The organism is Nocardioides daejeonensis (genome assembly GCF_003194585.1).
GTDB lineage: Bacteria > Actinomycetota > Actinomycetes > Propionibacteriales > Nocardioidaceae > Nocardioides > Nocardioides daejeonensis.
Genome location: NZ_QHKZ01000001.1, coordinates 780,982 through 802,299, shown reverse-complemented (window position 1 = coordinate 802,299; position 21,318 = coordinate 780,982). Strand labels below are relative to the sequence as shown.

Sequence of the window (21,318 nt, the reverse complement as noted above, 5' to 3'; positions counted from 1 at the left end):
GTGTCGAGGCTGGTCAGGCGCTCTTGACCACCGCGGTGTCGGCGAAGTTGTCGTGCCAGCCACGGCCGAACGGGTTGGAGTTGATCGTGACCGCGATGGCGATCACTGCCGCCAGCGAGCCGAGCCCGGTCAGGACGCCGAGGACCGGGATGCCGGCGAACAGGCTGAGTGCCAGCCAGATGTTGCGCTTGATCGCCTCCTCCTGGGTCGGCACCGCGCTCTGGGCGTTGACGACGCGGAGGTTCATCACCTTCTTGCCGATGGTCTGGCCGGTCGTCGACTCGAAGTAGACCATGTAGCCGAGCTGGGCGACGCCGATGATGGCGGAGATGAGGATCGTGCCGATCGTCTCCCCGGCGATGCCGAGGATGCCGAAGATGATCCCCAGCACGATGGCGGTCGGGATGCCGACGATGAGCCCGTCGAGCAGGCGGGCCACGAAGCGCTCGAGGAGGCTTCCCGGCACCGGGCCGGTCGGTGGCTGCTGCGGCTGCTGCGGGAACGGTTCAGACATAGGCACCTCATGAGTCGTTGGATGATGAGCCGACAAAGGTACTCATACCCGCCCAAGGTGACAACGCCACGCCGGCCGGGTGACCTGTCAGCGACGAATCCCGGCGATGCCGGCGGCCACCGCGCCGAGAGCCGGCAGGGTCAGCATCAGGCTGGCGCGCTTCGACACCACGCCCTCGCGGCCGGCCAAGACCCCGGCCGCCGCGTCGGCTGCGTCGACCGCCACGCCGATCAGCACCATCGAGCGCCGGGTCTCCGGCGGGGCGAGCAGGGTCACCGCGCCGAGCGTGATCTCGCGGGAGCCGAACATCCGGTTCATGTAGGTGACCTGCGGCTGCTCGTCGGCTCTCAGCTGGAAGAGACGTGCGGCGGATCGGGGAGCAAGGAGAGCCAGCATGCCGATGAGGATGCGGCCGACGGCGAGACCGGTGACAGAGTTCATGTGACGCACATTACTGGCCGTCGGCGCCGGCCTTGTGCACGTACGCCGACACCCAGGTCTCCAGCTCGGCGAAGGCGCGGCGGCGCGCCGGCTCGCGAGAGAGCCAGACGTCGTGGCGGGCGTCCGGGATCGCGATGCTGGTGACGTGGGTGCCGAGTGCAGGGGCCCAGCGCCGGATCTGTTCGACGTCGAGGACGATGTCGGTGGTGTGCACCTCCTCGCTCATCTCGGCGGGGCTGCCGGTGCGTGCGCTGGAGAGCACCAGCGACGGCACGGTGAGACCCAGTCCGCGGTGCAGCTCCGCGTGGCCGCGGCGCACAGCGCGCAACCAGCCGGCGTACACGGGCCATGACTGGAGCGGCTTCCACGACAGGTCGAAGTCGAACTCACCTTCGTGCTCACGGTGCAGGCTGCGAGCGTAGAGGCCACTGACCTTGCGCGGGATCTCCCGCATCGGGGTGCGTCGTCCGACCTGGTCGAGCACACCGGTGCCCAGGGTGCGCAGCAGCCAGGGGCCCTTGAGGTCGAACCAGGGGGAGTTGAGCACCATGGCAGCGGGACGGTGGCCGCGCTCTCGAAGCCAGAGGGGGAGCGTGAGGCCGCCGGTGGAGTGCGCGGAGACCACGACGGGCAACCCGGGTGCGGAGACGGCCTGCCAGGCGAGGTCGAGCTCCGGAAAGTAGTCGGCCAGGTCGGTGACGTAGTTGGCGGTCTGTCCGGGCAGCAGGGAGCGCCCGTACTTGCGTAGGTCGAGCGCGTGGAACTCCCAGCCACGGGCAGCCCACCAGTCGGCATACCCGGTCTGGAAGAAGTAGTCGGCGAACCCGTGCACGTGCAGCACGGCGCCCCGGGGTCCAGACGCGGGGACGGAGTCCGGGTCGGCAGGACGGCTGACGAGCGTTGCCACCACGGGGCCCTCGTGGTCGTCGGCGAGCGTGAAGGTGGTGCGGCTGTAAGGGGCGCCCAGGACGTCGGTGACCGGCGTGGAGGAGGTCATGGGGCGATTCTGGCAAACCTCGGGGTGGCGGCGGGAATAGCCTCGCCGTCGGACTGGTTCCCCAGGCAGTTCAACTTTCAACTACCTGGAGGCGGAGTCATGCAGCTCGGAATCTTCACCGTCGGTGACGTCACCACCGACCCGACGACCGGTGTCACCCCGACCGAGCACGAGCGGATCAAGGCCACCGTCGCGATCGCCAAGAAGGCCGAAGAGGTGGGCATGGACGTGATGGCGTTCGGGCAGCACCACAACCCGCCCTTCGCCGCCTCGTCACCGACGACCACGATGGCCTACGTCGCCGCACAGACCGAGAGGCTGATCCTCTCGACCGCGACCACGCTGATCACCACCACCGACCCGGTGCGGATCGCCGAGGACTACGCCCAGCTGCAGCACCTGGCCGACGGCCGAGTCGACCTGACCCTGGGACGCGGCAACACCGGACCTGTCTACCCGTGGTTCGGCAAGGACATCCGTGACGGCATCCCGCTCGCGGTCGAGAACTACGCGCTGCTGCGTCGGCTGTGGGACGAGGACGTCGTCAACTGGGAGGGCAAGTACCGCACGCCGCTGCAGGGGTTCACGGCCACGCCCCGTCCCCTGGACGGCGTCGCGCCCTTCGTCTGGCACGGTTCGATCCGCAGCCCGGAGATCTCGGAGCAGGCGGCGTACTACGGCGACGGCTTCTTCCACAACCACATCTTCTGGCCCGCGGGTCACACGCAGCGGATGGTGGAGCTCTACCGACGCCGCTACGAGCACTACGGGCACGGTCGCGCCGACCAGGCGATCGTCGGCCTCGGCGGGCAGGTCTTCATGCGCAAGAACAGCCAGGATGCGGTCCGGGAGTTCCGGCCGTACTTCGACCGTGCGCCCGTCTACGGACACGGCCCGTCCTTGGAGGACTTCATGGAGGCGACCCCGCTCACCGTGGGTTCGCCCCAGCAGGTCATCGAGCGGACGCTCTCCTTCCGCGACTACGTCGGCGACTACCAGCGCCAGCTCTTCCTGATGGATCACGCGGGCCTGCCGCTGAAGACGGTGCTGGAGCAGTTGGACATCCTCGGCGAGGAGGTCTTCCCGGTGCTGCGCAAGGAGTTCGCCGCCCTCAAGCCGGCGCACGTGCCCGAAGCACCGACGCACGCCTCGTTGGTGGCAGCCGCGGGCGGTCCGAAGGACAGCACCGTTCACGCTCCCGCCGACGACGTGACGGGCCAGTCGCCGGTCACCGTCTGAGGGTGCACCCCGGCAGCCGGTTAGGCCCCGGTGGTCGAGCTTGTCGAGACCCATCCACCCTGCTCGGTGGTCGAGCTTGTCGAGACCCGTCCACCCTGCTCGGTGGTCGAGCTTGTCGAGACCCGTCCTCCTCGAGATCCAGCAAAGGAACCCCATGAAGATCGTCGTCATCACCGCCGGGCTCAGCGAGCCGTCCTCCACGCGGCTCCTGGCCGACCAGCTCGCGGAGGCCGCTGTCCGCGAGCTCGAGCTGCGCGGTGAGGTCACCCAGGTCGAGGTCGTGGAGCTGCGCCGGCTCGCGCACGCCCTTGCCGACCGGCTCACCAGCGGCTTCGGCTCGACCGAGCTGGAGGCGGCCATCGCGTCGGTGCGCACCGCAGACGCGCTGATCGCCGTCACGCCCGTCTTCTCCGCCTCCTACAGCGGCCTCTTCAAGACGTTCTTCGACGTCCTGGAGCCGGAGACATTGGTAGGTATGCCGGTGCAGATCGCCGCGACCGCCGGCACCGCCCGGCACTCGCTGGTGCTCGACCACGCGTTGCGGCCACTCTTCGCCTACCTCCGCGCGATGGTGCTGCCGACCGGCGTCTTCGCGGCCACCGAGGACTTCGGCGGCCCGGGTACGACGGCGCTGGCGGCCCGCGTTGCCCGGGCCGGTGCGGAGCTCGCCGACCACCTGGCTGGAGCTACCCGGCGGGAGCCGGCCCGCGACGAGTTCGCGGAGCCGGTCCCCTTCGAGCGGCTGCTGCGCGGGATCTGACGCGCAGGGAACCGCTGATCGATCTCGCCTGCGGCGCGGGCGAGATTGATCAGCACCTCCCTAGGCCGTGGCCTAGTGCTGGTAGGTGCCGTGGAGGATCGCGCGCCCCAGCGTCTTGAACGCGAGGTTGAACGACACAACGGCAGGCGACGCGTCTGCGTCCACCCCGAGCGACTCTTCCGAGACGGCGTGCACCACGAAGTAGTAGCGGTGGACCTGGTCGCCCTGCGGCGGCGCCGCGCCCATGAACCCGGCGACGCCGCCGTCGTGACGCACGTGGAAGGCGTTGCCGGGCAGCGCCGCGGAGGCGGCGCCGGTGTCGAGGGAGGTCACGTCGGCCGGGAGGTCGACCAGCACCCAGTGCCAGAAGCCGCTGGGTGTCGGCGCGTCCGGGTCGAAGCAGGTGACGACGTACGACTTGGTCCCTTCGGGGGCGCCACTCCAACTGAGCTGCGGGGAGGTGTTGCCGAGGGCAGCGACCTGGTCGTCCTTCAGCTGCTGACCGTCGGCCAGGTCCGTGCTGGTGACTGTGAAGGAGGGCCGCGCCGGCAGCAGGTCGTAGGGGTTGGGGCTGACGGGACGTTCGATGCTCATAGCGCCACCGTAGTGCTCCGCGCCACGCGTTCCGAGGGGCGGAGCGGCAGGGGTCGGACTCAGGCCGGTACGGAAGAATGGCGCACGTGACCTCCCCCTCGGAACTGCTCGACCGCACCCTTGCCGCCATCCGCCCGCTCGACTCAGCCGCCATCCGTGCCGCGACCGAGCGCCAGGCCCAACTCACGAAGCCCGCCGGGGCCCTGGGGGTGCTCGAGGCAACCTCTGTCCAGTACGCCGGCATCACGGGTCTCTGCCCGCCGGCCGTGCCCGCTCGGGTGGCGGTCGCGGTCTTCGCCGCGGACCACGGCGTGGTGGCCAGTGGCGTCACCCCCTGGCCGCAGAGCGTGACCACCTCCATGGTGGAGAACTTCCGCGCCGGGGGCGCCGCCGTCAACGTCCTGGCCCGTCAGGTGGGGGCCGATGTGGTCGTGGTCGACATCGGCATGGCCGACGACGTCAAGGAGGATGCGGTCGTGCAGGTGCGCAAGGTGCGCGCCGCGACGGCGGACCTCGCACGGGGGCCGGCGATGAGCGGCGACGAGGCACTGGCCGCGATCGGCGTCGGGATCCGTGTCGCAGACGAGCTTGCCGATGCCGGTTACGAGCTCCTGGTCACGGGCGACATGGGCATCGGCAACACGACGGCCTCGGCATGCCTGATCAGCCGCTTCGCCGAGCGCCCGGCCGACGAGATCACGGGGCGCGGCACCGGGATCGACGACGAGATGCTCGCTCACAAGACCAGCATCGTGGCCTCCGCCACCGGGCGTCTTCCTGCCGACGCCGATCCGCTGGCGGTGCTTGCCGAGGTCGGCGGTCTGGAGCATGCGGGTCTCGCCGGCCTGATCCTCGGCGCCGCTGCCCGCCAGGTGCCGGTGCTCCTCGACGGCGTGATCGCAGGAGCAGCCGCCCTTCTCGCTGCTGCGCTGAGTGCTGATGCGATCGACTACTGCATCGCCGGGCACCGTAGCGCCGAGCCGGGACACACGGCTGCCCTGGAACGGCTCGGGCTGCGACCGTTGGTCGACCTGGACCTGCGGCTGGGAGAGGGGAGTGGCGCCGTCCTCGCTGTCCCTCTGGTGCGGGCGGCGGTTGCCGTGCTCGCCGAGATGGCCACCTTCGAGACTGCGGGGATCGACCAGTGAACGACCAGATCTATCCGGCCGGGCTCCGACTCACCGGACGCAAGGTTCTCGTCGTCGGCGGCGGCCATGTGGCCCAGCGTCGGGTACCCGCGCTGATCGCCGCCGGCGCCGACGTGCACGTCGTCTCTCCCGAGGTGACACCTGCGATCGAGGGTCTACGCAACGAGATCACCTTGCACCTCCGCGGCTTCGAGACCTCCGACCTCGACGGCGCCTGGTATGCCATCGCGGCCACCGACGACGCCGAGACCAACGTCGCCGTCACGGTCGCTGCGGAGGAGCGCCGCATCTTCTGCGTGCGCAGCGACGACGGCCGGGACGGGAGCGCCTGGACGCCGGCCGTGGGCCGTCACGGAAGCGCCACCGTCGCGGTGCTGGGCAACCGGGAGCCTCGTCGTTCTGCTCACCTGCGCGACGAGATCATGCATCTCCTGCGTGAGGGCCTGCTCGAGGTGGAGCACGACCACACGCCGGGTGTCGTCCTCGTCGGCGGTGGTCCGGGGGATCCGGAGCTGGTCACGATCGCGGCCCGCAATGCGCTCGCCTCCGCCGACGTGGTGGTGGCCGATCGGCTCGCTCCCCGCGAGCTGCTGGACGAGCTCGGTGCCGATGTGGAGCTGATCGACGTCGCCAAGTTGCCGCGTGGCCGCTCGGCAGCGCAGGAGTTCATCAACAAGGTGATCGTGGAGCGCGCGCTCGAAGGCAAGCGTGTGGTCCGCTTCAAGGGCGGCGACAACTTCGTCTACGGGCGTGGATTCGAAGAGGTCATCGCCTGCCGTGCCGCAGGTGTGCCGGTGACTGTCGTGCCGGGCCTCTCCTCGTCGATCGCGGTGCCCGCCCGCGCGGGGATCCCGGTCACCCACCGCGGTGTCACCCACGAGTTCACGGTCGTCTCCGGGCATCTCCCGCCCGGACATCCTGAGTCGCTCGTGGAGTGGAGTGCCCTGGCCCGGCTCCGCGGCACGATCGTGCTCCTCATGGCGGTCGAGAACGCACCGGCGATCGCTGCGGCGTTGGTCGACGGTGGCCGGCCCTCCGGTACGCCGGTGGCCGTCGTCCAGGACGGCACGATGCCGGGGGAGACCAAGGTGCTCTCCACGCTCGGCGAGCTCTCGGCGGACCTGTCTGCGCACGGCGTGCGCCCGCCGGCGATCATCGTGGTCGGCGAGGTCGTCGCGGTCGCCCACCCGGAGCGCTTCGGCGGCCGGTGATGGTGCGCCTGGTCCCGGTCACCGACCCGGCTGACCCGAGGCTCGCGGACTACCGCGACCTGCGCGACGTGCAGTTGCGCAAGCACCTCGAGGCCGAGCACGGACTCTTCATCGCCGAGGGTGAGAAGGTCGTCCGCCGTGCCCTGGAGTCGGGCTACGAGGCGCGGTCGTTCCTGATGGCGCAACGGTGGCTGGAGGGGCTCGACGACGTTCTCGGCCCGAGCGACGCGCCGTGCTACGTGCTGAGCGAGGAGCTGGCCGAGCAGGTCACCGGCTTCCACGTGCATCGGGGCGCGTTGGCCTCCCTGCAACGCAGGTCACTGCCCTCCGTCGACGAGGTGCTGACCGACGCCCGCGCGGTGCTCGTCCTGGAGGACATCGTCGACCACACCAACGTCGGTGCGATCTTCCGCAGTGGCGCGGCCATGGGCTTCGATGCCGTGCTGCTGTCACCGCGCTGTGCCGACCCGTTCTACCGCCGGGCCGTCAAGGTCGGGATGGGCGCTGTCTTCAGCACCCCGTGGACCCGGCTCGATGATTGGTACGACGCCCTGCCGGCGCTCTCGGAGCGCGGCTTCACCACGGTCGCCCTGACGCTCGCCGACGACGCGACTCCGATCGAGGAGGCGGTGGCAGGCCTCGACCGGGTCGCCCTCGTGCTCGGCTCGGAGGGTCCGGGGATCTCGGCGCGGTGGCAGGCGACCGCTCAGCGGCGCGCGATCATCCCGATGCGCGAGGGGATCGACTCGCTCAACGTCGCGGCCGCGACGGCTGTGGCCTGCTACCTGACACGCCGCGCGCTCGACGGCTGACGCGCGAACCCGTGGGGTGGCGTCGTTTGCGCGAACTCGACGCGTGATTTGCGCGAACTCGGCGCGTGATTTGCGCGAACTCGGCGTGTTATCCGCGCGAACTCGGCAGGCGGCTCACTGCTCGGGCTCCTCGACGGGCCAGTGCGGCGGGTAGTCGTCGGCCAGCTTGTCGTGGATCTTCTGCAGCTTCTTGCGCGCCTTGGTCGAGAGGCGGTCGCCGAAGACGGTGCCGACGGTGTGGTCGGTCTCGTGCTGCAGGCACCGGGCCAAGAGGCCGTCTCCGGTGAAGCTCACCGGCTCGCCGTCGAGGCCCTGACCGATCACCGAGGCGGTGTCGGGGCGCGAGCAGTCGACGAAGGCGCCGGGAAAGGAGAGGCAGCCCTCCTCAGCGGTGTCGAGGTGGCGGTCCTTGCCCTCGGGCAGGGTGAGCTCCGGGTTGCAGACCACGCCCACCACGTGGTTGCCGCTCGCGTCCGGGCAGTCGAAGACGAAGACCGCCAGGTCGATGCCGATCTGGCAGGCAGCCAGGCCGACCCCCTCGGCGGCGTACATGGTGGCGACCATGTCGGCGACCAGGCTCCGCAGGTCGTCGCCGAACTCCGTCACGCGCTGCTGCGGCGCATGCATGACCGGCGTGCCCCAGCGCGTCATCGGACGGACGGTACCGCCCTCCGGCAGTGGTCCGTGAGGGGCCAGGGGAGCGCTCGTCATGCCCCCGAGCCTACGAGATCCGGGCGCTCGGCCTCACAGCCCCCGGAGCTCCGAGCGTTCAGTCGTCCAGGTCGTCGAGAAGCTGGCGATAGGTCGCCCGGTCCTCGATGCGCAACTGCGCCGCCTGTTGCTGGGCGAGCACCTGCAGCCTGAGCACGTCGTGCAGCGCCTCTGCGCGCAGGTGCAGCAGCTCGTCGGCAAGCCGCTGTGCGCCGGGACTGTCCGGCTCCTGACGCACGCGGCCGTCCTTGCCGAGCAGGCCACTGGCGCGAGCCTCCTCCTCGACCCGTTCCAGGGTGCGGGCGGTCCCGTGCACCTCCGCGAGCAGCCGGTCGCTGGTGCGGAGCAGGGCACCGTCCGCGCCGTTGCGGGTGAGGTCCGCAGCGACGGTCTCAGCCCGGCCGCAGAGCGCCTCGGCGCCTTGGACGCGGTGTGTCCGGTCGGCCCGGCGGGTCCGCGGGCGCCACAGGGCAGTGGCGATGCCACCGGTGAGGGCGACCACACCGACCACACCGAGCCCTTCCAGCCAGGCAGCGTTGTTCCCGGCGACCACGACGACCGAACCGAGGCCCGCGGTCGCCGAGGTCGCCCAGGGGGCGACCGGACTCACCCGCTGGCGGGTACGCCGCTCGACGACGCTGGGAAGGGACTCGGGCTGCGCCACGGCGTTGACGGTGTCGGGCCACTCCTGGCCGAGGTAGGCCCACCCGGCGCGCAGTCCCTTGGGACTGCCCAGGGTGGCAGCCGGGCCGCTGTCGTGGAGCTCGGTGAGGAAATCTGCTCGCGACGCCGGCCGCAACCGGTGCAGGAGCTCCCTGAGGCCGCCGCTGGGAAGCTGCTCCCACAGTCGTTGCATCCGGTCGCCCTGCCCGCGCATCGTCACCCTCGCTCGTCGTACCTCGCCGACTCCAGGCTACTGGGCTCCTGAGCCAGGAGGCGCGTGCGCGTCATTTGTGACGATGGACATCCGCGAACATGTGGCGCCGCGTGTAACTCGGAGTTACATTTTCTCCATGTCCCTTCTCAAAGCATCCAGGGCCGCCGTCTCCCCGGGAGGGAAGCACGGCGTGAGCAGCCGCGAGTCCCGCGACCCGATCGGACTCGCCGTCCTGGCCCTCAACAAGCTGGCTCAGAGCGAACTGATCGACCGGATCGGCCTGCGCAAGCAGACCGAGCGCGGAGTCTTCACCGCGACCCGTAGCGGGTTCAAGGTGGCTGGTGCGGCGAGCCGCGCCTTCACCCGCGGTGGCAAGGTGGGCGCCGACGGCGTCCGCGTGCCGAGCGCCAACCCCAGTGGCATCTTCGACCTGACGCCGGGTGAGGACGAGCAGATGCTCGTCGACGTGGTGAAGGAGTTCGCCACCGAGGTGGTTCGCCCCGCCGCTGCGGAGGCGAACGAGAGCTGCACGGCTCCCGACGAGGTGCTGGCTGCGAGCCTCGAGATCGGACTCCCGATCCTGGGCGTCCCGGAGAAGCTCGGCGGGATCTCCGAGGAGCGCTCCGCGATGGCCGGCACCCTGGTCGCCGAGGCGCTGGCCGAGGGCGACATGGGTCTGGCGGTCGCGGCGCTCGCACCGGGCGCCGTCGCCACGGCGCTCTCGCTGTGGGGCACCGACGAGCAGCAGACCACCTACCTGCCGGAGTTCACCGGCGACTCGGTCCCGGTCGCCGCGTTGGCGCTGACCGAGCCCACCGTGCTGTTCGACGTGCTCAGCCCGTCGACCAAGGCGGTCAAGGACGGCTCCGACCTGGTGCTCAACGGCGTCAAGTCGCTGGTGCCCCGGGGCGCGGACGCAGAGCTCTTCATCGTGGGCGCGCAGCTCGACGGCAAGAACGTGCTCGTGCTCGTCGAGTCCGGCACCGAAGGCGTCCAGGTCGAGGGCGACCCGGCGATGGGCGTGCGGGCGGCCAGCCTCGCGAAGGTGACGCTCACCGACGTGCGCGTGCCCGCCAGCGCCGTGCTCGGCGCGACAGACGGGACGACGTACGTCGAATGCGTGCGCCTCTCCCGCCTCGCCTGGTGCGCGTTGGCGATCGGGACCGGCCAGGCGGTGCTCGACTACGTGAAGACCTACGTCAACGAGCGCGAGGCGTTTGGCGAGCCGATCAGCCACCGTCAGGCAGTCGCGTTCATGGTCGCCGACATCGCGACCGAACTGCAGGGCATGCGGCTGCTGACCTACCGTGCGGCCTCGCGGGCCGCTCAGGGCAAGGACTTCTCCCGTGAGGTCGCATTGGCGCGCAAGGCCTGCACCGACCATGGCATGCGGATCGGTCTGGACGGCGTCCAGCTGCTCGGCGGCCACGGCTTCGTCAAGGAGCACCCGGTCGAGCGGTGGTACCGCGACCTACGTGCCATCGGCCTCGTGGAAGGAGGCGTCCTGGTCTGACCGACCGGGCACACCGACATGATCAATCTTGAGACTCCCAAGAAGCACCGCGCCCTGATCGACCAGGCGCACCAGGTCGCGATGAACATGCTGCGACCGATCTCTCGCAAGTACGACCGCGCCGAGCACGAGTACCCCAAGGAACTCGACATGCTCGCCGCGATGATCGACGGACTCTCCGAGTCCGGTGCCTCCGAGGGCGCCGGCGCCACCGGCGTGCGCCGCGACGAGAAGGAGGAGAAGGCCGGCGTCAAGAACGGCGCCAACCTGGCCTCCGTCCTCTCCGTCGCCGAGATGTGCTGGGGCGACACCGGGCTGCTGCTCTCGATGCCGAGGCAGGGCCTGGGCAACTCGGCGATCGCCTCGGTCGCCAACGACGAGCAGCTGAAGCGGTTCGCCGGCACCTGGGCCTCGATGGCGATCACCGAGCCGTCCATGGGATCCGACTCAGCCGCGCTGACGACGACCGCCGTCAAGGACGGCGACGAGTACGTCCTCAACGGCGAGAAGATCTTCGTGACCTCCGGTGAACGCTCCGACAGCGTGGTGGTCTGGGCCTCGCTCGACAAGTCGCTGGGACGTGCCGCGATCAAGTCCTTCGTCGTCAAGAAGGGCACCCCGGGCCTGAAGGTGGAGCGGCTGGAGCACAAGCTGGGCATCCGTGCCTCCGACACGGCTGTGATCACCTTCACCGACTGCCGCGTTCCGGCTGAGAACCTCCTCGGCAACCCGGAGATCGACGTCAAGCAGGGTTTCGCCGGCGCCATGGCGACCTTCGACAACACGCGTCCGCTGGTCGCGGCGATGGCCGTCGGCTGTGCACGCGCCGCTCTCGACCTCACCCGCGAGCTGCTCGCGGAGGCGGGGATCGAGGTCGACTACGACAAGCCGGCCAACCTGCAGCACGCCGCAGCTGCGCGTTTCCTCCAGCTCGAGTCCGACTGGGAGATGGGACGACTGCTGACGATGCAGGCGGCCTGGATGGCGGACAACCGCAAGCCGAACTCGCTGGAGGCCTCGATGGCCAAGGCGAAGGCCGGCCGCGTCGGCTCCGACGTGACGCTGAGCTGCGTGGAGCTCGCCGGTTCCGTCGGCTACAGCGAGACCGAGCTGCTCGAGAAGTGGTCGCGGGACTCGAAGATCCTCGACATCTTCGAGGGCACGCAGCAGATCCAGCAGCTGATCATCGCTCGCCGGGTGCTGGGTCTGTCGAGCGCCGAGCTGAAGTAGTACTGACACGACGAAAGACCCGGCTCCCTCACAGGGGAGCCGGGTCTTTCGTCGTTGAGCGGATCGGTGTCGGGAGCGGTGCAGATGATGATCAGGCGATCTGACGGAAAGGGTCGTGCTCGGCGAGCAGCTTGTCGACGCGGGCCTGGTCGAGACGAGCCGCGACCGACTGGTTCTCCTGGGCGTCCCGCACACACTTGGCGAGAGTGAACGACGACGTGGTCAGGAAGAGGGTGCCCAGGGCGAGGAAGGCGCGGATCCACGGCTCGACCGGCAGGTAGCAGACCGCCAGGATCATGGTGAGGAGGGCGATGCCGAAGGAGATGCCCGCCTGGAGGAAGAAGGCGTTGGTGTTCTTGGCCTGGAACGAGTTGTTGTTGTTCATGCCTCAACCTTCGCCTCCGGCGCCGGGTGAGCACATCCGCCCACGTACCTGTGTTCTGTTGAGTACCTGTACTCAGCCGTCCCACGCCGCGACGGTGCTTGGCGACGCGTGCTCGGATCTGGTCGGATCTGCAGTATGGGCCTCTACTCCGACCTGCAGCCGCGCCGCACCCGACAACTGCTCGGCGACGCCGCCGTCGTGCTCTGGATCTGCTTCTGGCTCTGGCAGGGCTGGAGCGTGCACCAGTCGATCGGCAGCGCGACGAAGGCGACGGAGCTCGCCGGCTCCGCGGCGGTCGCGCTCGACGACTACCTGGCCCTGGCTGCCGCTGCGTTCGGCAGCATCCCACTCCTCGGCGATGCGGCGGCGGAGCCGTTCCTGCGCGCTGCGGAGGCAGCAGGGCGCATGTCGACGGCGAGCGAGCTGGGCACTGACACCGTGAACGAGCTCGCGTGGAAGCTGGGCGTCGGCACGGCACTCGTCCCGACGATCCTGTTGCTGGCGGCCTGGCTGCCGCGTCGCCTCGACCAGGTCCGCCGGGGTGCCGCGCACTGGGCTGAAGAGCCGGAGCTGCTGGCACTGCGAGCGCTGAGCACGCAGTCGCCGGAAGTGCTCCGAGCCCTCACCCCGGATCCGGTCGGTGACTGGCGACGACGGGATCCCGCGGCGATCGCCGCGCTCGCCGGCTACCAGCGGGCTTACGACGGCGTGCCCTCCTCAAACGACCCGAGTGGCTCCCTCGTTGCCACGGCCCGCAGCGAGGGGAGTGGGCGCCCGCCAGCCCCGCCGACCGAAGGCACCGGCGAGCGCTGACCCCACCTGGCGCGCCGATCCAGTCGGCAGCAGCGCCACAGCCGATCCTCCGAAGCCGCCGCCGACCATGCGGGCGCCTACCGCACCGGAGCCCAGCAGCACCTCGACGGCCACGTCCAGCTCCGCGCAGCTGACCGCGAAGTCGTCGCGCAGGGAGCGATGCGAACGGGTGAGCAGGGTGCCGATCGTTGCCGCGTCACGAGCATCCAGCGCGGCCGTCATGGCTCGCACCCGGGCGTTCTCGGTGAGCACATGGCGTGCCCGGGCGGCAAGGGTCGCTTCACGGAGGGACAGCTCGGCGACCGCCGCTGGCGACGCCAGGGTGAGCGTCGGCACGCCCAGCGCCTCCGCGGCTGCGGTGCACTCGCGACGGCGGGCGGCGTACCCACCGTCGGCGAGGTCGTGGGCGACGTGGGTGTCGAAGATCCACCACTCGTGACCCGGCACGGCGGTCGGCGCCGTCCGCACCACGCGCTCGGACTCGGGACGGGAGAAGTCCAGGAGCAGCGCCGTACCTGCCCGGGCTCCCAGGACGACGGACTGGTCGAGGCCCCCGGTCGGCGCGCCGACATAGTCGTTCTCCGCGGTGATGGTGGCACGCAGCAGGGTCGTCAGGTCGGCCTCCGGGCTGCTGGCGACGGCGACCGCGCAGGTGAGGGCAGCCGAGCTGGAGAGGCCGGCGCCGACTGGCACGTCGGAGTGCACCAGGATGTCGAAACCCGTGCGGTGACCGAGTGCGGCCAGCGTCCCCACGACGTACGCCGCCCAGCCACGACAGGCTCTCGCTTCGCGAAGGTCCCACTCCAGGCTCTGGTCGCGGTGGGTGCTGTGCATGCGGACGATCTGGTCGGCACGGGGGCGCAAGGCCGCGAACGTGCGCTGCGGCAGCGCGAAGGGCAGGCAGAGCCCGCCGTTGTGGTCGGTGTGCTCGCCGATCAGGTTGACGCGTCCCGGTGCTCCCGCCAGCCGGGTCGGCGTACCACCGAAGTGCCGGGCGAAGGCGGCGAGGGCCTCGTCGACGCGTGGATCGTGGGGGCGCACAGCGACGAGGGTAGACGCCGGAACGCAGAGCGTGGGGCGCGTAGGGTGACGTCTCGTGCGATTCCTGAACGATGCGGTTGCGCCGCACGACCTGACCTATGACGACGTCTTCATGGTGCCGCGGCACTCGACCGTGTCGAGCCGGTACGACGTCGACCTGAGCACGGACGACGGAACGGGAGCGACGCTGCCACTGGTCGTGGCGAACATGACCGCGGTGGCGGGTCGCCGGATGGCGGAGACGATCGCGCGGCGGGGCGGCCTGACCGTCCTGCCCCAGGACATCCCGACGGATGTGGTCCGCGAGGTGACGGCCTGGGTGAAGGGGCGCGACCTCGTCGTCGACACCCCCATCACGCTGGCGCCGACCCAGACAGTGGCCGAGGCCCTCTCGCTGATGCCCAAGCGCGCGCACCGGGCAGCGATCGTGGTCGACGCCGAGGGGCGTCCCGTGGGCCTGCTCACCGAGAAGGGCTGCGCCGACGTCGACCGTTTCGCACAGGTGCGCGACGTGATGGTGCAGGATCCGGTCAGCGTGCCGGCGGAGATCGACCCACGCACCGGGTTCGACCTGCTCGACAGGGCGCGAGTCCCTCTGGCTCCCGCCGTCGATGCCGAGGGACGGTTGGTGGGCGTGCTGACCCGGCTGGGCGCTCTGCGCGCCACGGTCTATCGGCCCGCTGTCGATGTCCAGGGACGGCTCGCGGTAGCCGCCGCAGTAGGTGTCAACGGCGATGTCGCAGGCAAGGCGGCCGCGCTGTTGGAGGCGGGGGTCGACACGCTGGTGATCGACACCGCCCACGGTCACCAGGACCGGATGATCCAGGCGCTCCGGGCGGTCCGTGCCCTCGACCCGCGGGTGCCGGTCGTCGCCGGCAACATCGTCTCCGCCGAGGGGACCCGCGAGCTCATCGAGGCGGGTGCCGATGTGGTGAAGGTCGGGGTCGGCCCGGGCGCCATGTGCACCACCCGGATGATGACCGGGGTCGGCCGGCCGCAGTTCTCTGCGGTCCTGGAGTGCTCGCTCGCGGCTCGGGAGCTGGGGAAGACGGTCTGGGCGGACGGAGGCGTCCGGCACCCGCGTGACGTGGCGCTCGCCCTCGCTGCCGGCGCTTCGTCGGTGATGGTCGGCTCCTGGTTCGCCGGGACGCACGAGTCGCCCGGCGACCTGCTGCACGACAGTGAGGGGCGTGCCTACAAGTCCTCCTTCGGCATGGCGTCTGCGCGCGCGGTCGCGAATCGCACGTCCGGTGAGTCAGCCTTCGATCGGGCCCGCAAGGGCCTCTACGAGGAGGGGATCTCCTCGTCGCGGATGTATCTGGATCCGCAGCGCCCCGGCGTGGAGGACCTGATCGACCAGATCGCCGCTGGTGTGCGGTCGAGCTGCACGTACGCCGGAGCCGCCAACTTGACCGAGTTCCGGGAGCGTGCGGTCATCGGGATCCAGTCGGCCGCCGGCTACCACGAGGGCCGGCCCCTCTCCAGCTCGTGGTGAGCTACCTGGTGGTGGCTGCGGCCGCCAGCGAGGCGGCCTATGTGCCGGACGGCGTACCGGTCCTGGTGGCGGGCATCGGGAAGACCGCGGCGGCCGTCTCCGTCGCGCGGGCCCTGGCGCAGATGCCGGACCTCAGCGACCTGGTGCTGGTGAACATCGGGACCGCAGGTGCGCTGCGTCCGGGGTTGTCGGGGTTGCACGAGCCGGTCGCCGTGCTCAACCACGACATCAGCGCGGACGCGATCCGCGCACTCGGCCACGACCCGCGGGAGCGGTTGGAGCTGCGGTCCGGCGCTGGCCCGGTGCTGGCCACCGGCGACCTCTTCGTCGCAGACCCGGAGCTCCGCGACGCGCTGGCCCTACGCGCCGACCTCGTCGACATGGAGGGCTATGCGATCGCCTATGCCGCCGCGGAGTTCGGGGTGCCGGTCCGTCTTCTGAAGCACGTGTCGGACAACGCCGACGAAGGCGCACTCGAGTGGGTCAGCCTGGTCGATGCCAGTGCACGCGTTCTCGGCGAGGCGGTCACCCAACTCCTCGCTGGCAGGGAACCGGCGCTGACTGTGTGACGTTATTGCTCTCTTGTGTGCTGTAGCTACGCACACCAAGTACCAGTTTCCCCGCCCGGGCGGGGAAACTGGCGCAGCGGGGCCACCAGGTCAGCTGCGGGAGCTGCGGGCGGTGCGCCCGCGTACGACGCCGACGAGGCGCTGGGTCCAGTCGTCGTCGCGGTCGCGTAGCCAGACGAGGGCGACGGAGGAGACAGGGCCGTCGGTGACGGGGACGTAGGCGACGTCCTTGCGATGGTGCAGCCGAGCCAGCGACATGGGCACGATGACGATGCCGGTGCCCGAGGCCACCACCTCGATCGCCTCGGCGGTCGTCATGGGGGGCCAGGCGAGGCGGTCGGCCGTCGCGAGCTCGCTCCAGCCGGGAACGTCGGCAGGATCCTGCACCAGCTGTTCGTCGGCGAGGTCGGCGAGGGTGATCTCGTCGTAGGCCGTGGCGGGGTGCTCGCGAGGCACTACGACGACCGGCACCTCGTCGTAGAGGGCGATCACGTGGTGGCGGTCGCGGTCGACCGGCAGCCGCGCGACGCACATGTCGATCTCGCCCGCGGCGAGCGCCTGCTCCTGCGCATCGACGGGGATCGGCACCAGTTGCAGCGGTACTCGGGGGAACTGCTCCCGCCACCGGGCCGCCCATTTGTCGGGAGTGGCGCCGGGCACGAAACCGAGGCGCAGACCAGGATGAGGAGTGTTCACCTGTGCAAGGCTACGGGTACTGGTGATCACCAGCTGGGACCGCCGGGCACCCCCGGCCGGAGAGGGGCGCACGGTGCGGTGGAGGAGAGTCGTCGTACTGACGACGGCGATGGCGATCGGTGTGGCGGGAGCGTCCACGGCGACCTCCGGGTATGCCGCCCCCAGCGAGCGGTCCGCGGCCGCCCCCGCAGGGCTGGGCACCTGGCAGGTACGGACGCAGGGCGGTGACGAGCAGGTGATGCGCTGGACCTCGGAGCGCAGGTTGCCCGTGCGCTCGTCGCGACCCGAGATCGTCGATGCGGCGGGACGCCCGCTCGGCGTCACGAGCATCGTGGCGGACGGCCGAGCCGTCGAGGTGCGGATCACCGGACCGGTGCCGGACGTCGAGGAGCTGGATGTGCTTCTGGCGGGTGATCGGCTCGACGAGCCGGGCGTCGACCGGCCGGCGGCGGCTCGGCCCGGTACCAGCCCTTCCGCACCCCGGGCCCGCCTCGCCGACGACCCGGGAGCGGCTGGCGACGCGCCGGTGATCAGCTCGGACTACCAGCTCGATGCGCTTCCGCTGCGGGGGATGCCGGCGCCGATCGAGATGGTCGGTCATGTCGTCGAGCCCGCCCCCGGTGCCGTCAGCGGCGACAAGCCGCTCGTCCTGTTCCTGCACGGACGTCACGACTGGTGCTACACGCCCAAGGCCGAGGAGGACTTCTCCGACACGTGGCCGTGCGCGGGTGCGTCGCGCGAGGTTCCGAGTGAGCGTGGCTACGACTATCTCCAGCGTCTGCTCGCCAGTCAGGGCTACGTGACCGTCTCGATCCGCGCCAACGGGATCAACGCCCAGGACTGGCGCCTCCCCGACGGAGGCGCCGGTGCCCGCGCGGATCTGATCGCGGCCCATCTGCGGCACTGGGCGAGCCTGGCCGGCACCCACGAGGTGGATCTCTCCCGGGTGGTCCTGGTCGGCCACAGCCGTGGCGGTGAAGGAGTCGACCGGTTCTCCCTACGCCCGCCGGACGAGACGAACGTCGTCGGTCAGGTGCTCCTGGCGCCGACCAACTTCGGCGACCAGCGGAGCAGCTACGTGCCCACGGTGACGGTGCTGCCCTACTGCGACGGCGACGTGTCCGACCTGCAAGGCCAGCGGTACGTCGATGCAGCCCGCGAGCTCGAGCCGGACGACCCGGCACTGCGCAGCTCCGTGCTCCTGATGGGCGCGAACCACAACTACTTCAACACCGAGTGGACGCCGGGGATCTCCGCTGCGCCGTCCATGGACGATTGGGGTGGACGGGCGAAGCAGTACTGCGGCGCCAAGCACCCGCAGCGTCTGAGCGCGGCTCAGCAACGCGACGCGGCCGCGGTGCTGGTGGGTGGCGCCGTACGTCTGTTCGCGGAACGCGACGAGGCGAGCCTCCCGCTCTTCGACGGGTCGCCGGTCACCACGTCGACCCTGGCGCCGGCTCTCACCTGGTCCGCGGCGCTGGCCGGCGACCGCGACACCCGCTACCCGGGGCCGGCGCTGCGCGCCACCGCGGGCGAGGCGGGCACGGTGCGCACCTGCCGCGCAGTCATGGAGTCTGCGAAGACCGCCTGTGGCCGTGGGGCTCCCGAGTCCACGCCGAGCTGGCCTGCAGCAGAGCAGCTGCTTCCCGAGGTGGACGACCTCGAGATCGCCTGGCAGCACCCCGGCACCGCCGCCACCCTCGCGCTGGCCGAGCCCCTGGATCTCCGAGACCGGCGCCTGCAGCTCAGGGTGATCCAGGACCCACGCCGAGAGACGGCCCGCTTCTCGGTCCGCGCCACCGACGGGGCGGGGCGCACCGCCGACCTGGTCGGTGCTCCGGCTTCCCTCGCCACGCTGCCGGGCAGCCCGGAGAACGCCCGACGGTGGGCGCGCACCGTGACCTTCACGGCTCCGTCCGAGCTCGGCGACCTCGACCTGGCCGACGTCCGCTCGCTCGAGCTGGTGACCGGCAGCGGTAAGGCCCGGATCTGGCTGCGTGACGTCTCCTCGGTGGGTACGACGCTGCCTGCCGTTCCGACGCATCGCCCCGCGACGATCCAGGTGGGCAGCGTGCGGGTCCCCGAGGGTGATGGGCCTTCTCCCGGAGTGGCGCTGGTGCCCTGGACCGTGACGGGGGACGTCGGCGCCGGGGCGCGGTTCAGGGCCGTTGTGCAAGGCCCACGGCGCGCCACCAAGATCGACATCGACGTGCCACCGGGCACGACGTCGGGGACCATCCCGGTGCGCTTCCCCCGCAACACCACGCACGAGGACTACCGCGTCGCCTACGAGGTCGCCGCGCACACGATCAGCGGCGCCAACGTCGAGGCCTACCTGGGCCGCGCGATCATCATCGACGACGACCCGGCTCCCCGGGTCCGGGCACGGGTGAAGAAGGCCAGGGTGCGCGAGGGCGGATCGATCAAGGTCGTGCTGCGGCTCTCGACGCCGGTGACCGAGGCCCGCTACTACCAGTTCTCCTTCGTGAAGGCCCCCGGCCGCGGTGCCCAGGTGGGTGATCTGGGTGCAGCCTGGCGCAAGCGGGTCTATCTGAGCGGGCCGGAGACGGGGCTGCTCAGTGACGCGGAGTTCGTCGGGACGCTGAAGGTGCGCCGAGGCGCTGGCGTCGCTCGGTTGCGGATCCCCGTCGCTCGCGACGGTCGCCCGGAAGGCACAGAGAGCGTACGCATCCGAGTGCGTGGCAAGGGAGTGAAGAAGACACTGACGGTCCGCCTGTTGGATCGCTGAGGAGACGGGCACCCATGCGGCTCGAGATGGTGGTGGAGGCTCGCAAGGCGTTGCGCGCGACTCGATCGCGTGTCGCGAAGCGGGAGATCCTCGCTGACGTCCTGCGCGCAGCCGGGGAGGAGACCGGGTTGGTCGCTGCCTACCTTGCGGGTGAGCTGCCGCAGCGTCGTACCGGTGTCGGCTGGTCGAGCCTGAAGGAGCTGCCGCAAGCCGCGGTGACGCCGAGCTTGACGGTCGTCGAGACCGACCAGGCGCTGGAGGAGATCTCGGAGCTCTCGGGCGCCGGCAGTGCCACCCGTCGGCGCGAGCAGCTGCGCGCCCTCTTCTCCAGGGCGACCGGCGACGAGCAGCAGTTCCTGCGCGACCTGATCCTGGGCGAGCTGAGGCAGGGTGCCTCGGACGCTGCGGTCCTCGACGCGATCGCCGAGGCCCACCGGATCGACCCGAGACTGGTGCGCAGGGCCGCCATGCTGGGCGGGAGCACTCCCGAAGTCGCGGTCGCTGCCGTGCACGGTGGGGCGGCGGCCTTGGAGGCGTTCGATCTGGAGGTGCTCCGCGGCGTACGGCCGATGCTGGCGAGCTCCGCGCCCGACGTGGCTGCCGCGCTGGCCACGTTCGGCACAGAGCCGGTGCTGGTCGATGCGAAGCTGGACGGGATCCGAGCCCAGGTGCATCGCCGGGACACGGAGGTGCGGATCCTCACTCGCAGCCTCGACGACATCACCGCGCGCCTTCCGGAGGTCGCCGAGAGGGTCCTGCGCCTGCCGGGCCGTGAGTTCGTGCTCGACGCCGAGGTGCTCCTGATCGCCGAGGACGGCCGACCTCGTCCGTTCCAGGAGACGTCGGCGCGGACCGCGTCGGCCACGGATCAGGCCCGACTGCGACTCTTCGCGTTCGACCTCCTGGCCCACGATGGCGAGGTTCTTCTCGACGAGCCGCTCGCACGACGCCGAGCCGCGTTGGAGGGGCTGTTGCCGGCGGAGGAGCGGGTCCGGAGCCTCACCACCGACGACGCGTCCGAGGCCCAGCGCTTCTTCGACGAGGTCGTGGGCGCGGGCCTGGAGGGGGTCGTCGTCAAGGACCCTGCCGCGCCGTACGCCGCCGGCCGGCGAGGCGCAGCCTGGGTGAAGGTGAAACCCCGGCACACCTTCGATCTCGTGGTCGTAGCCGTCGAATGGGGGAGTGGGCGACGTCGAGGCCTGCTCTCCAACATCCACCTGGCCGCCCGGGGCGAGGGCGGAGACCTGGTGATGGTCGGCAAGACGTTCAAGGGAATGACCGACGAGATGCTGGCCTGGCAGACCGAGCGGTTCCTCGCGCTGGAGACTCATCGTGAGGGGCATGTGGTGTGGGTGCGCCCGGAGCAGGTGGTCGAGATCGCGATCGACGGGGTCCAACGCTCGACCCGCTATCCGGGTGGACTCGCCCTGCGCTTCGCTCGCGTGATCCGCTACCGAGACGACAAGAGACCGGACGAGGCCGACACGATCGCGGCGCTCCGGCACCTCGGATCCAGCTGATCG

The 21,318-nt window shown here is 70.6% G+C and carries 21 protein-coding genes; 12 read left to right on the top strand and 9 right to left on the bottom strand.

Features of this window, described 5'->3' with window-relative positions; genetic code table 11:
- Window positions 1-13: 13 nt before the first annotated feature.
- The 3 genes from DNK54_RS03835 to DNK54_RS03825 all read right to left on the bottom strand — a co-directional run bounded on the left by DNK54_RS03835 (window position 14) and on the right by DNK54_RS03825 (window position 1,952).
- On the bottom strand, window positions 14-514 hold the full coding sequence (locus tag DNK54_RS03835) for an RDD family protein (protein WP_110205584.1): 501 nt from the start codon (window positions 512-514) through the stop codon (window positions 14-16).
- Between the two features lie 87 nt (window positions 515-601).
- Complete coding sequence (locus DNK54_RS03830; protein ID WP_110205583.1) at window positions 602-955, bottom strand: DUF4267 domain-containing protein; 354 nt, start codon at window positions 953-955, stop codon at window positions 602-604.
- A 10-nt stretch (window positions 956-965) separates the two neighbouring features.
- Window positions 966-1,952, bottom strand: a complete 987-nt coding sequence (locus DNK54_RS03825; protein ID WP_110205582.1) for an alpha/beta hydrolase — start codon at window positions 1,950-1,952, stop codon at window positions 966-968.
- A 99-nt stretch (window positions 1,953-2,051) separates the two neighbouring features.
- Here DNK54_RS03825 and DNK54_RS03820 point away from each other — a divergent pair, with 99 nt between their 5' ends.
- Window positions 2,052-3,191, top strand: a complete 1,140-nt coding sequence (locus tag DNK54_RS03820; RefSeq protein WP_110205581.1) for an LLM class flavin-dependent oxidoreductase — start codon at window positions 2,052-2,054, stop codon at window positions 3,189-3,191.
- A 154-nt stretch (window positions 3,192-3,345) separates the two neighbouring features.
- The gene (locus tag DNK54_RS03815; RefSeq protein WP_110205580.1) at window positions 3,346-3,951 is read left to right on the top strand and encodes an FMN reductase; all 606 of its coding nucleotides are present in this window, start codon (window positions 3,346-3,348) and stop codon (window positions 3,949-3,951) included.
- Between the two features lie 72 nt (window positions 3,952-4,023).
- Here DNK54_RS03815 and DNK54_RS03810 read toward each other — a convergent pair whose 3' ends face one another.
- Complete coding sequence (locus tag DNK54_RS03810) at window positions 4,024-4,545, bottom strand: YbhB/YbcL family Raf kinase inhibitor-like protein (RefSeq protein WP_110205579.1); 522 nt, start codon at window positions 4,543-4,545, stop codon at window positions 4,024-4,026.
- 77 nt (window positions 4,546-4,622) lie between these two features.
- Between DNK54_RS03810 and cobT the strand changes: the two genes are divergently transcribed.
- From cobT to DNK54_RS03795, 3 genes are read left to right on the top strand one after another with little or no spacing between them, the layout of a single operon-like run.
- Entirely contained in the window at window positions 4,623-5,693 is a 1,071-nt protein-coding gene (gene cobT, locus DNK54_RS03805; RefSeq protein WP_110205578.1) for a nicotinate-nucleotide--dimethylbenzimidazole phosphoribosyltransferase, read from the top strand.
- Window positions 5,690-6,904 (top strand): uroporphyrinogen-III C-methyltransferase, encoded by a 1,215-nt coding sequence (gene cobA / locus DNK54_RS03800; protein WP_110205577.1) that lies wholly within the window; start codon window positions 5,690-5,692, stop codon window positions 6,902-6,904. Before cobT ends, cobA begins: the two co-directional genes overlap by 4 nt.
- Complete coding sequence (locus DNK54_RS03795) at window positions 6,904-7,716, top strand: TrmH family RNA methyltransferase (protein ID WP_110205576.1); 813 nt, start codon at window positions 6,904-6,906, stop codon at window positions 7,714-7,716. Before cobA ends, DNK54_RS03795 begins: the two co-directional genes overlap by 1 nt.
- 114 nt (window positions 7,717-7,830) lie before the next feature.
- Here the strand turns inward: DNK54_RS03795 and def are convergent, their stop codons facing one another.
- Both def and DNK54_RS03785 read right to left on the bottom strand, forming a co-directional pair.
- Window positions 7,831-8,427, bottom strand: a complete 597-nt coding sequence (def, locus tag DNK54_RS03790; protein ID WP_110205575.1) for a peptide deformylase — start codon at window positions 8,425-8,427, stop codon at window positions 7,831-7,833.
- 58 nt (window positions 8,428-8,485) lie between these two features.
- The gene (locus tag DNK54_RS03785; RefSeq protein WP_110205574.1) at window positions 8,486-9,310 is read right to left on the bottom strand and encodes a hypothetical protein; all 825 of its coding nucleotides are present in this window, start codon (window positions 9,308-9,310) and stop codon (window positions 8,486-8,488) included.
- A 184-nt stretch (window positions 9,311-9,494) separates the two neighbouring features.
- Here DNK54_RS03785 and DNK54_RS03780 point away from each other — a divergent pair, with 184 nt between their 5' ends.
- Together DNK54_RS03780 and DNK54_RS03775 are read left to right on the top strand one after the other, a co-directional pair.
- Window positions 9,495-10,817 (top strand): acyl-CoA dehydrogenase family protein, encoded by a 1,323-nt coding sequence (locus tag DNK54_RS03780; protein ID WP_338036268.1) that lies wholly within the window; start codon window positions 9,495-9,497, stop codon window positions 10,815-10,817.
- An 18-nt stretch (window positions 10,818-10,835) separates the two neighbouring features.
- Window positions 10,836-12,047 carry an acyl-CoA dehydrogenase family protein gene (locus DNK54_RS03775; protein ID WP_110205572.1) on the top strand — a complete coding sequence of 404 codons (1,212 nt, stop codon included), beginning with the start codon at window positions 10,836-10,838 and terminating at the stop codon, window positions 12,045-12,047.
- A gap of 91 nt (window positions 12,048-12,138) precedes the next feature.
- On the opposite strand, the gene DNK54_RS03770 is transcribed toward DNK54_RS03775, so the two are convergent.
- Window positions 12,139-12,432 carry a YiaA/YiaB family inner membrane protein gene (locus tag DNK54_RS03770; protein ID WP_110205571.1) on the bottom strand — a complete coding sequence of 98 codons (294 nt, stop codon included), beginning with the start codon at window positions 12,430-12,432 and terminating at the stop codon, window positions 12,139-12,141.
- A 135-nt stretch (window positions 12,433-12,567) separates the two neighbouring features.
- On the opposite strand from DNK54_RS03770, the gene DNK54_RS03765 reads away from it, so the two are divergent.
- Window positions 12,568-13,245: a hypothetical protein gene (locus tag DNK54_RS03765; protein ID WP_110205570.1), complete on the top strand. Its 678-nt coding sequence runs from the start codon at window positions 12,568-12,570 to the stop codon at window positions 13,243-13,245.
- Here DNK54_RS03765 and DNK54_RS03760 read toward each other — a convergent pair.
- Window positions 13,150-14,286 (bottom strand): galactokinase, encoded by a 1,137-nt coding sequence (locus DNK54_RS03760; protein ID WP_110205569.1) that lies wholly within the window; start codon window positions 14,284-14,286, stop codon window positions 13,150-13,152. The genes DNK54_RS03765 and DNK54_RS03760 overlap by 96 nt on opposite strands.
- A gap of 55 nt (window positions 14,287-14,341) precedes the next feature.
- On the opposite strand from DNK54_RS03760, the gene DNK54_RS03755 reads away from it, so the two are divergent.
- Together DNK54_RS03755 and DNK54_RS03750 are read left to right on the top strand one after the other, a co-directional pair.
- Entirely contained in the window at window positions 14,342-15,781 is a 1,440-nt protein-coding gene (locus DNK54_RS03755; protein ID WP_110205568.1) for a GuaB1 family IMP dehydrogenase-related protein, read from the top strand.
- A complete protein-coding gene (locus DNK54_RS03750; RefSeq protein ID WP_204164399.1) occupies window positions 15,775-16,350 on the top strand; it encodes a nucleosidase in 576 nt (191 codons plus the stop codon). Before DNK54_RS03755 ends, DNK54_RS03750 begins: the two co-directional genes overlap by 7 nt.
- Window positions 16,351-16,440: 90 nt before the next feature.
- On the opposite strand, the gene DNK54_RS21405 is transcribed toward DNK54_RS03750, so the two are convergent.
- Window positions 16,441-17,046 (bottom strand): LysR family substrate-binding domain-containing protein, encoded by a 606-nt coding sequence (locus tag DNK54_RS21405; RefSeq protein ID WP_239459892.1) that lies wholly within the window; start codon window positions 17,044-17,046, stop codon window positions 16,441-16,443.
- Between the two features lie 22 nt (window positions 17,047-17,068).
- On the opposite strand from DNK54_RS21405, the gene DNK54_RS03740 reads away from it, so the two are divergent.
- Window positions 17,069-19,795, top strand: a complete 2,727-nt coding sequence (locus DNK54_RS03740) for an alpha/beta hydrolase (protein ID WP_239459891.1) — start codon at window positions 17,069-17,071, stop codon at window positions 19,793-19,795.
- Between the two features lie 14 nt (window positions 19,796-19,809).
- A complete protein-coding gene (locus DNK54_RS03735; RefSeq protein WP_110205565.1) occupies window positions 19,810-21,315 on the top strand; it encodes an ATP-dependent DNA ligase in 1,506 nt (501 codons plus the stop codon).
- Window positions 21,316-21,318 lie beyond the last annotated feature (3 nt).

What these genes read in the sequence shown, in the direction of transcription:
- DNK54_RS03835 (WP_110205584.1), bottom strand. Translation starts at nt 514, where the DNA reads ATGTCTGAACCGTTCCCGCAGCAGCCGCAGCAGCCACCGACCGGCCCG.
- DNK54_RS03830 (WP_110205583.1), bottom strand. Translation starts at nt 955, where the DNA reads ATGAACTCTGTCACCGGTCTCGCCGTCGGCCGCATCCTCATCGGCATG.
- DNK54_RS03825 (WP_110205582.1), bottom strand. Translation starts at nt 1,952, where the DNA reads ATGACCTCCTCCACGCCGGTCACCGACGTCCTGGGCGCCCCTTACAGC.
- DNK54_RS03820 (WP_110205581.1), top strand. Translation starts at nt 2,052, where the DNA reads ATGCAGCTCGGAATCTTCACCGTCGGTGACGTCACCACCGACCCGACG.
- DNK54_RS03815 (WP_110205580.1), top strand. Translation starts at nt 3,346, where the DNA reads ATGAAGATCGTCGTCATCACCGCCGGGCTCAGCGAGCCGTCCTCCACG.
- DNK54_RS03810 (WP_110205579.1), bottom strand. Translation starts at nt 4,545, where the DNA reads ATGAGCATCGAACGTCCCGTCAGCCCCAACCCCTACGACCTGCTGCCG.
- cobT (WP_110205578.1), top strand. Translation starts at nt 4,623, where the DNA reads ATGGCGCACGTGACCTCCCCCTCGGAACTGCTCGACCGCACCCTTGCC.
- DNK54_RS03795 (WP_110205576.1), top strand. Translation starts at nt 6,904, where the DNA reads ATGGTGCGCCTGGTCCCGGTCACCGACCCGGCTGACCCGAGGCTCGCG.
- def (WP_110205575.1), bottom strand. Translation starts at nt 8,427, where the DNA reads ATGACGAGCGCTCCCCTGGCCCCTCACGGACCACTGCCGGAGGGCGGT.
- DNK54_RS03775 (WP_110205572.1), top strand. Translation starts at nt 10,836, where the DNA reads ATGATCAATCTTGAGACTCCCAAGAAGCACCGCGCCCTGATCGACCAG.
- DNK54_RS03770 (WP_110205571.1), bottom strand. Translation starts at nt 12,432, where the DNA reads ATGAACAACAACAACTCGTTCCAGGCCAAGAACACCAACGCCTTCTTC.
- DNK54_RS03765 (WP_110205570.1), top strand. Translation starts at nt 12,568, where the DNA reads ATGGGCCTCTACTCCGACCTGCAGCCGCGCCGCACCCGACAACTGCTC.
- DNK54_RS03735 (WP_110205565.1), top strand. Translation starts at nt 19,810, where the DNA reads ATGCGGCTCGAGATGGTGGTGGAGGCTCGCAAGGCGTTGCGCGCGACT.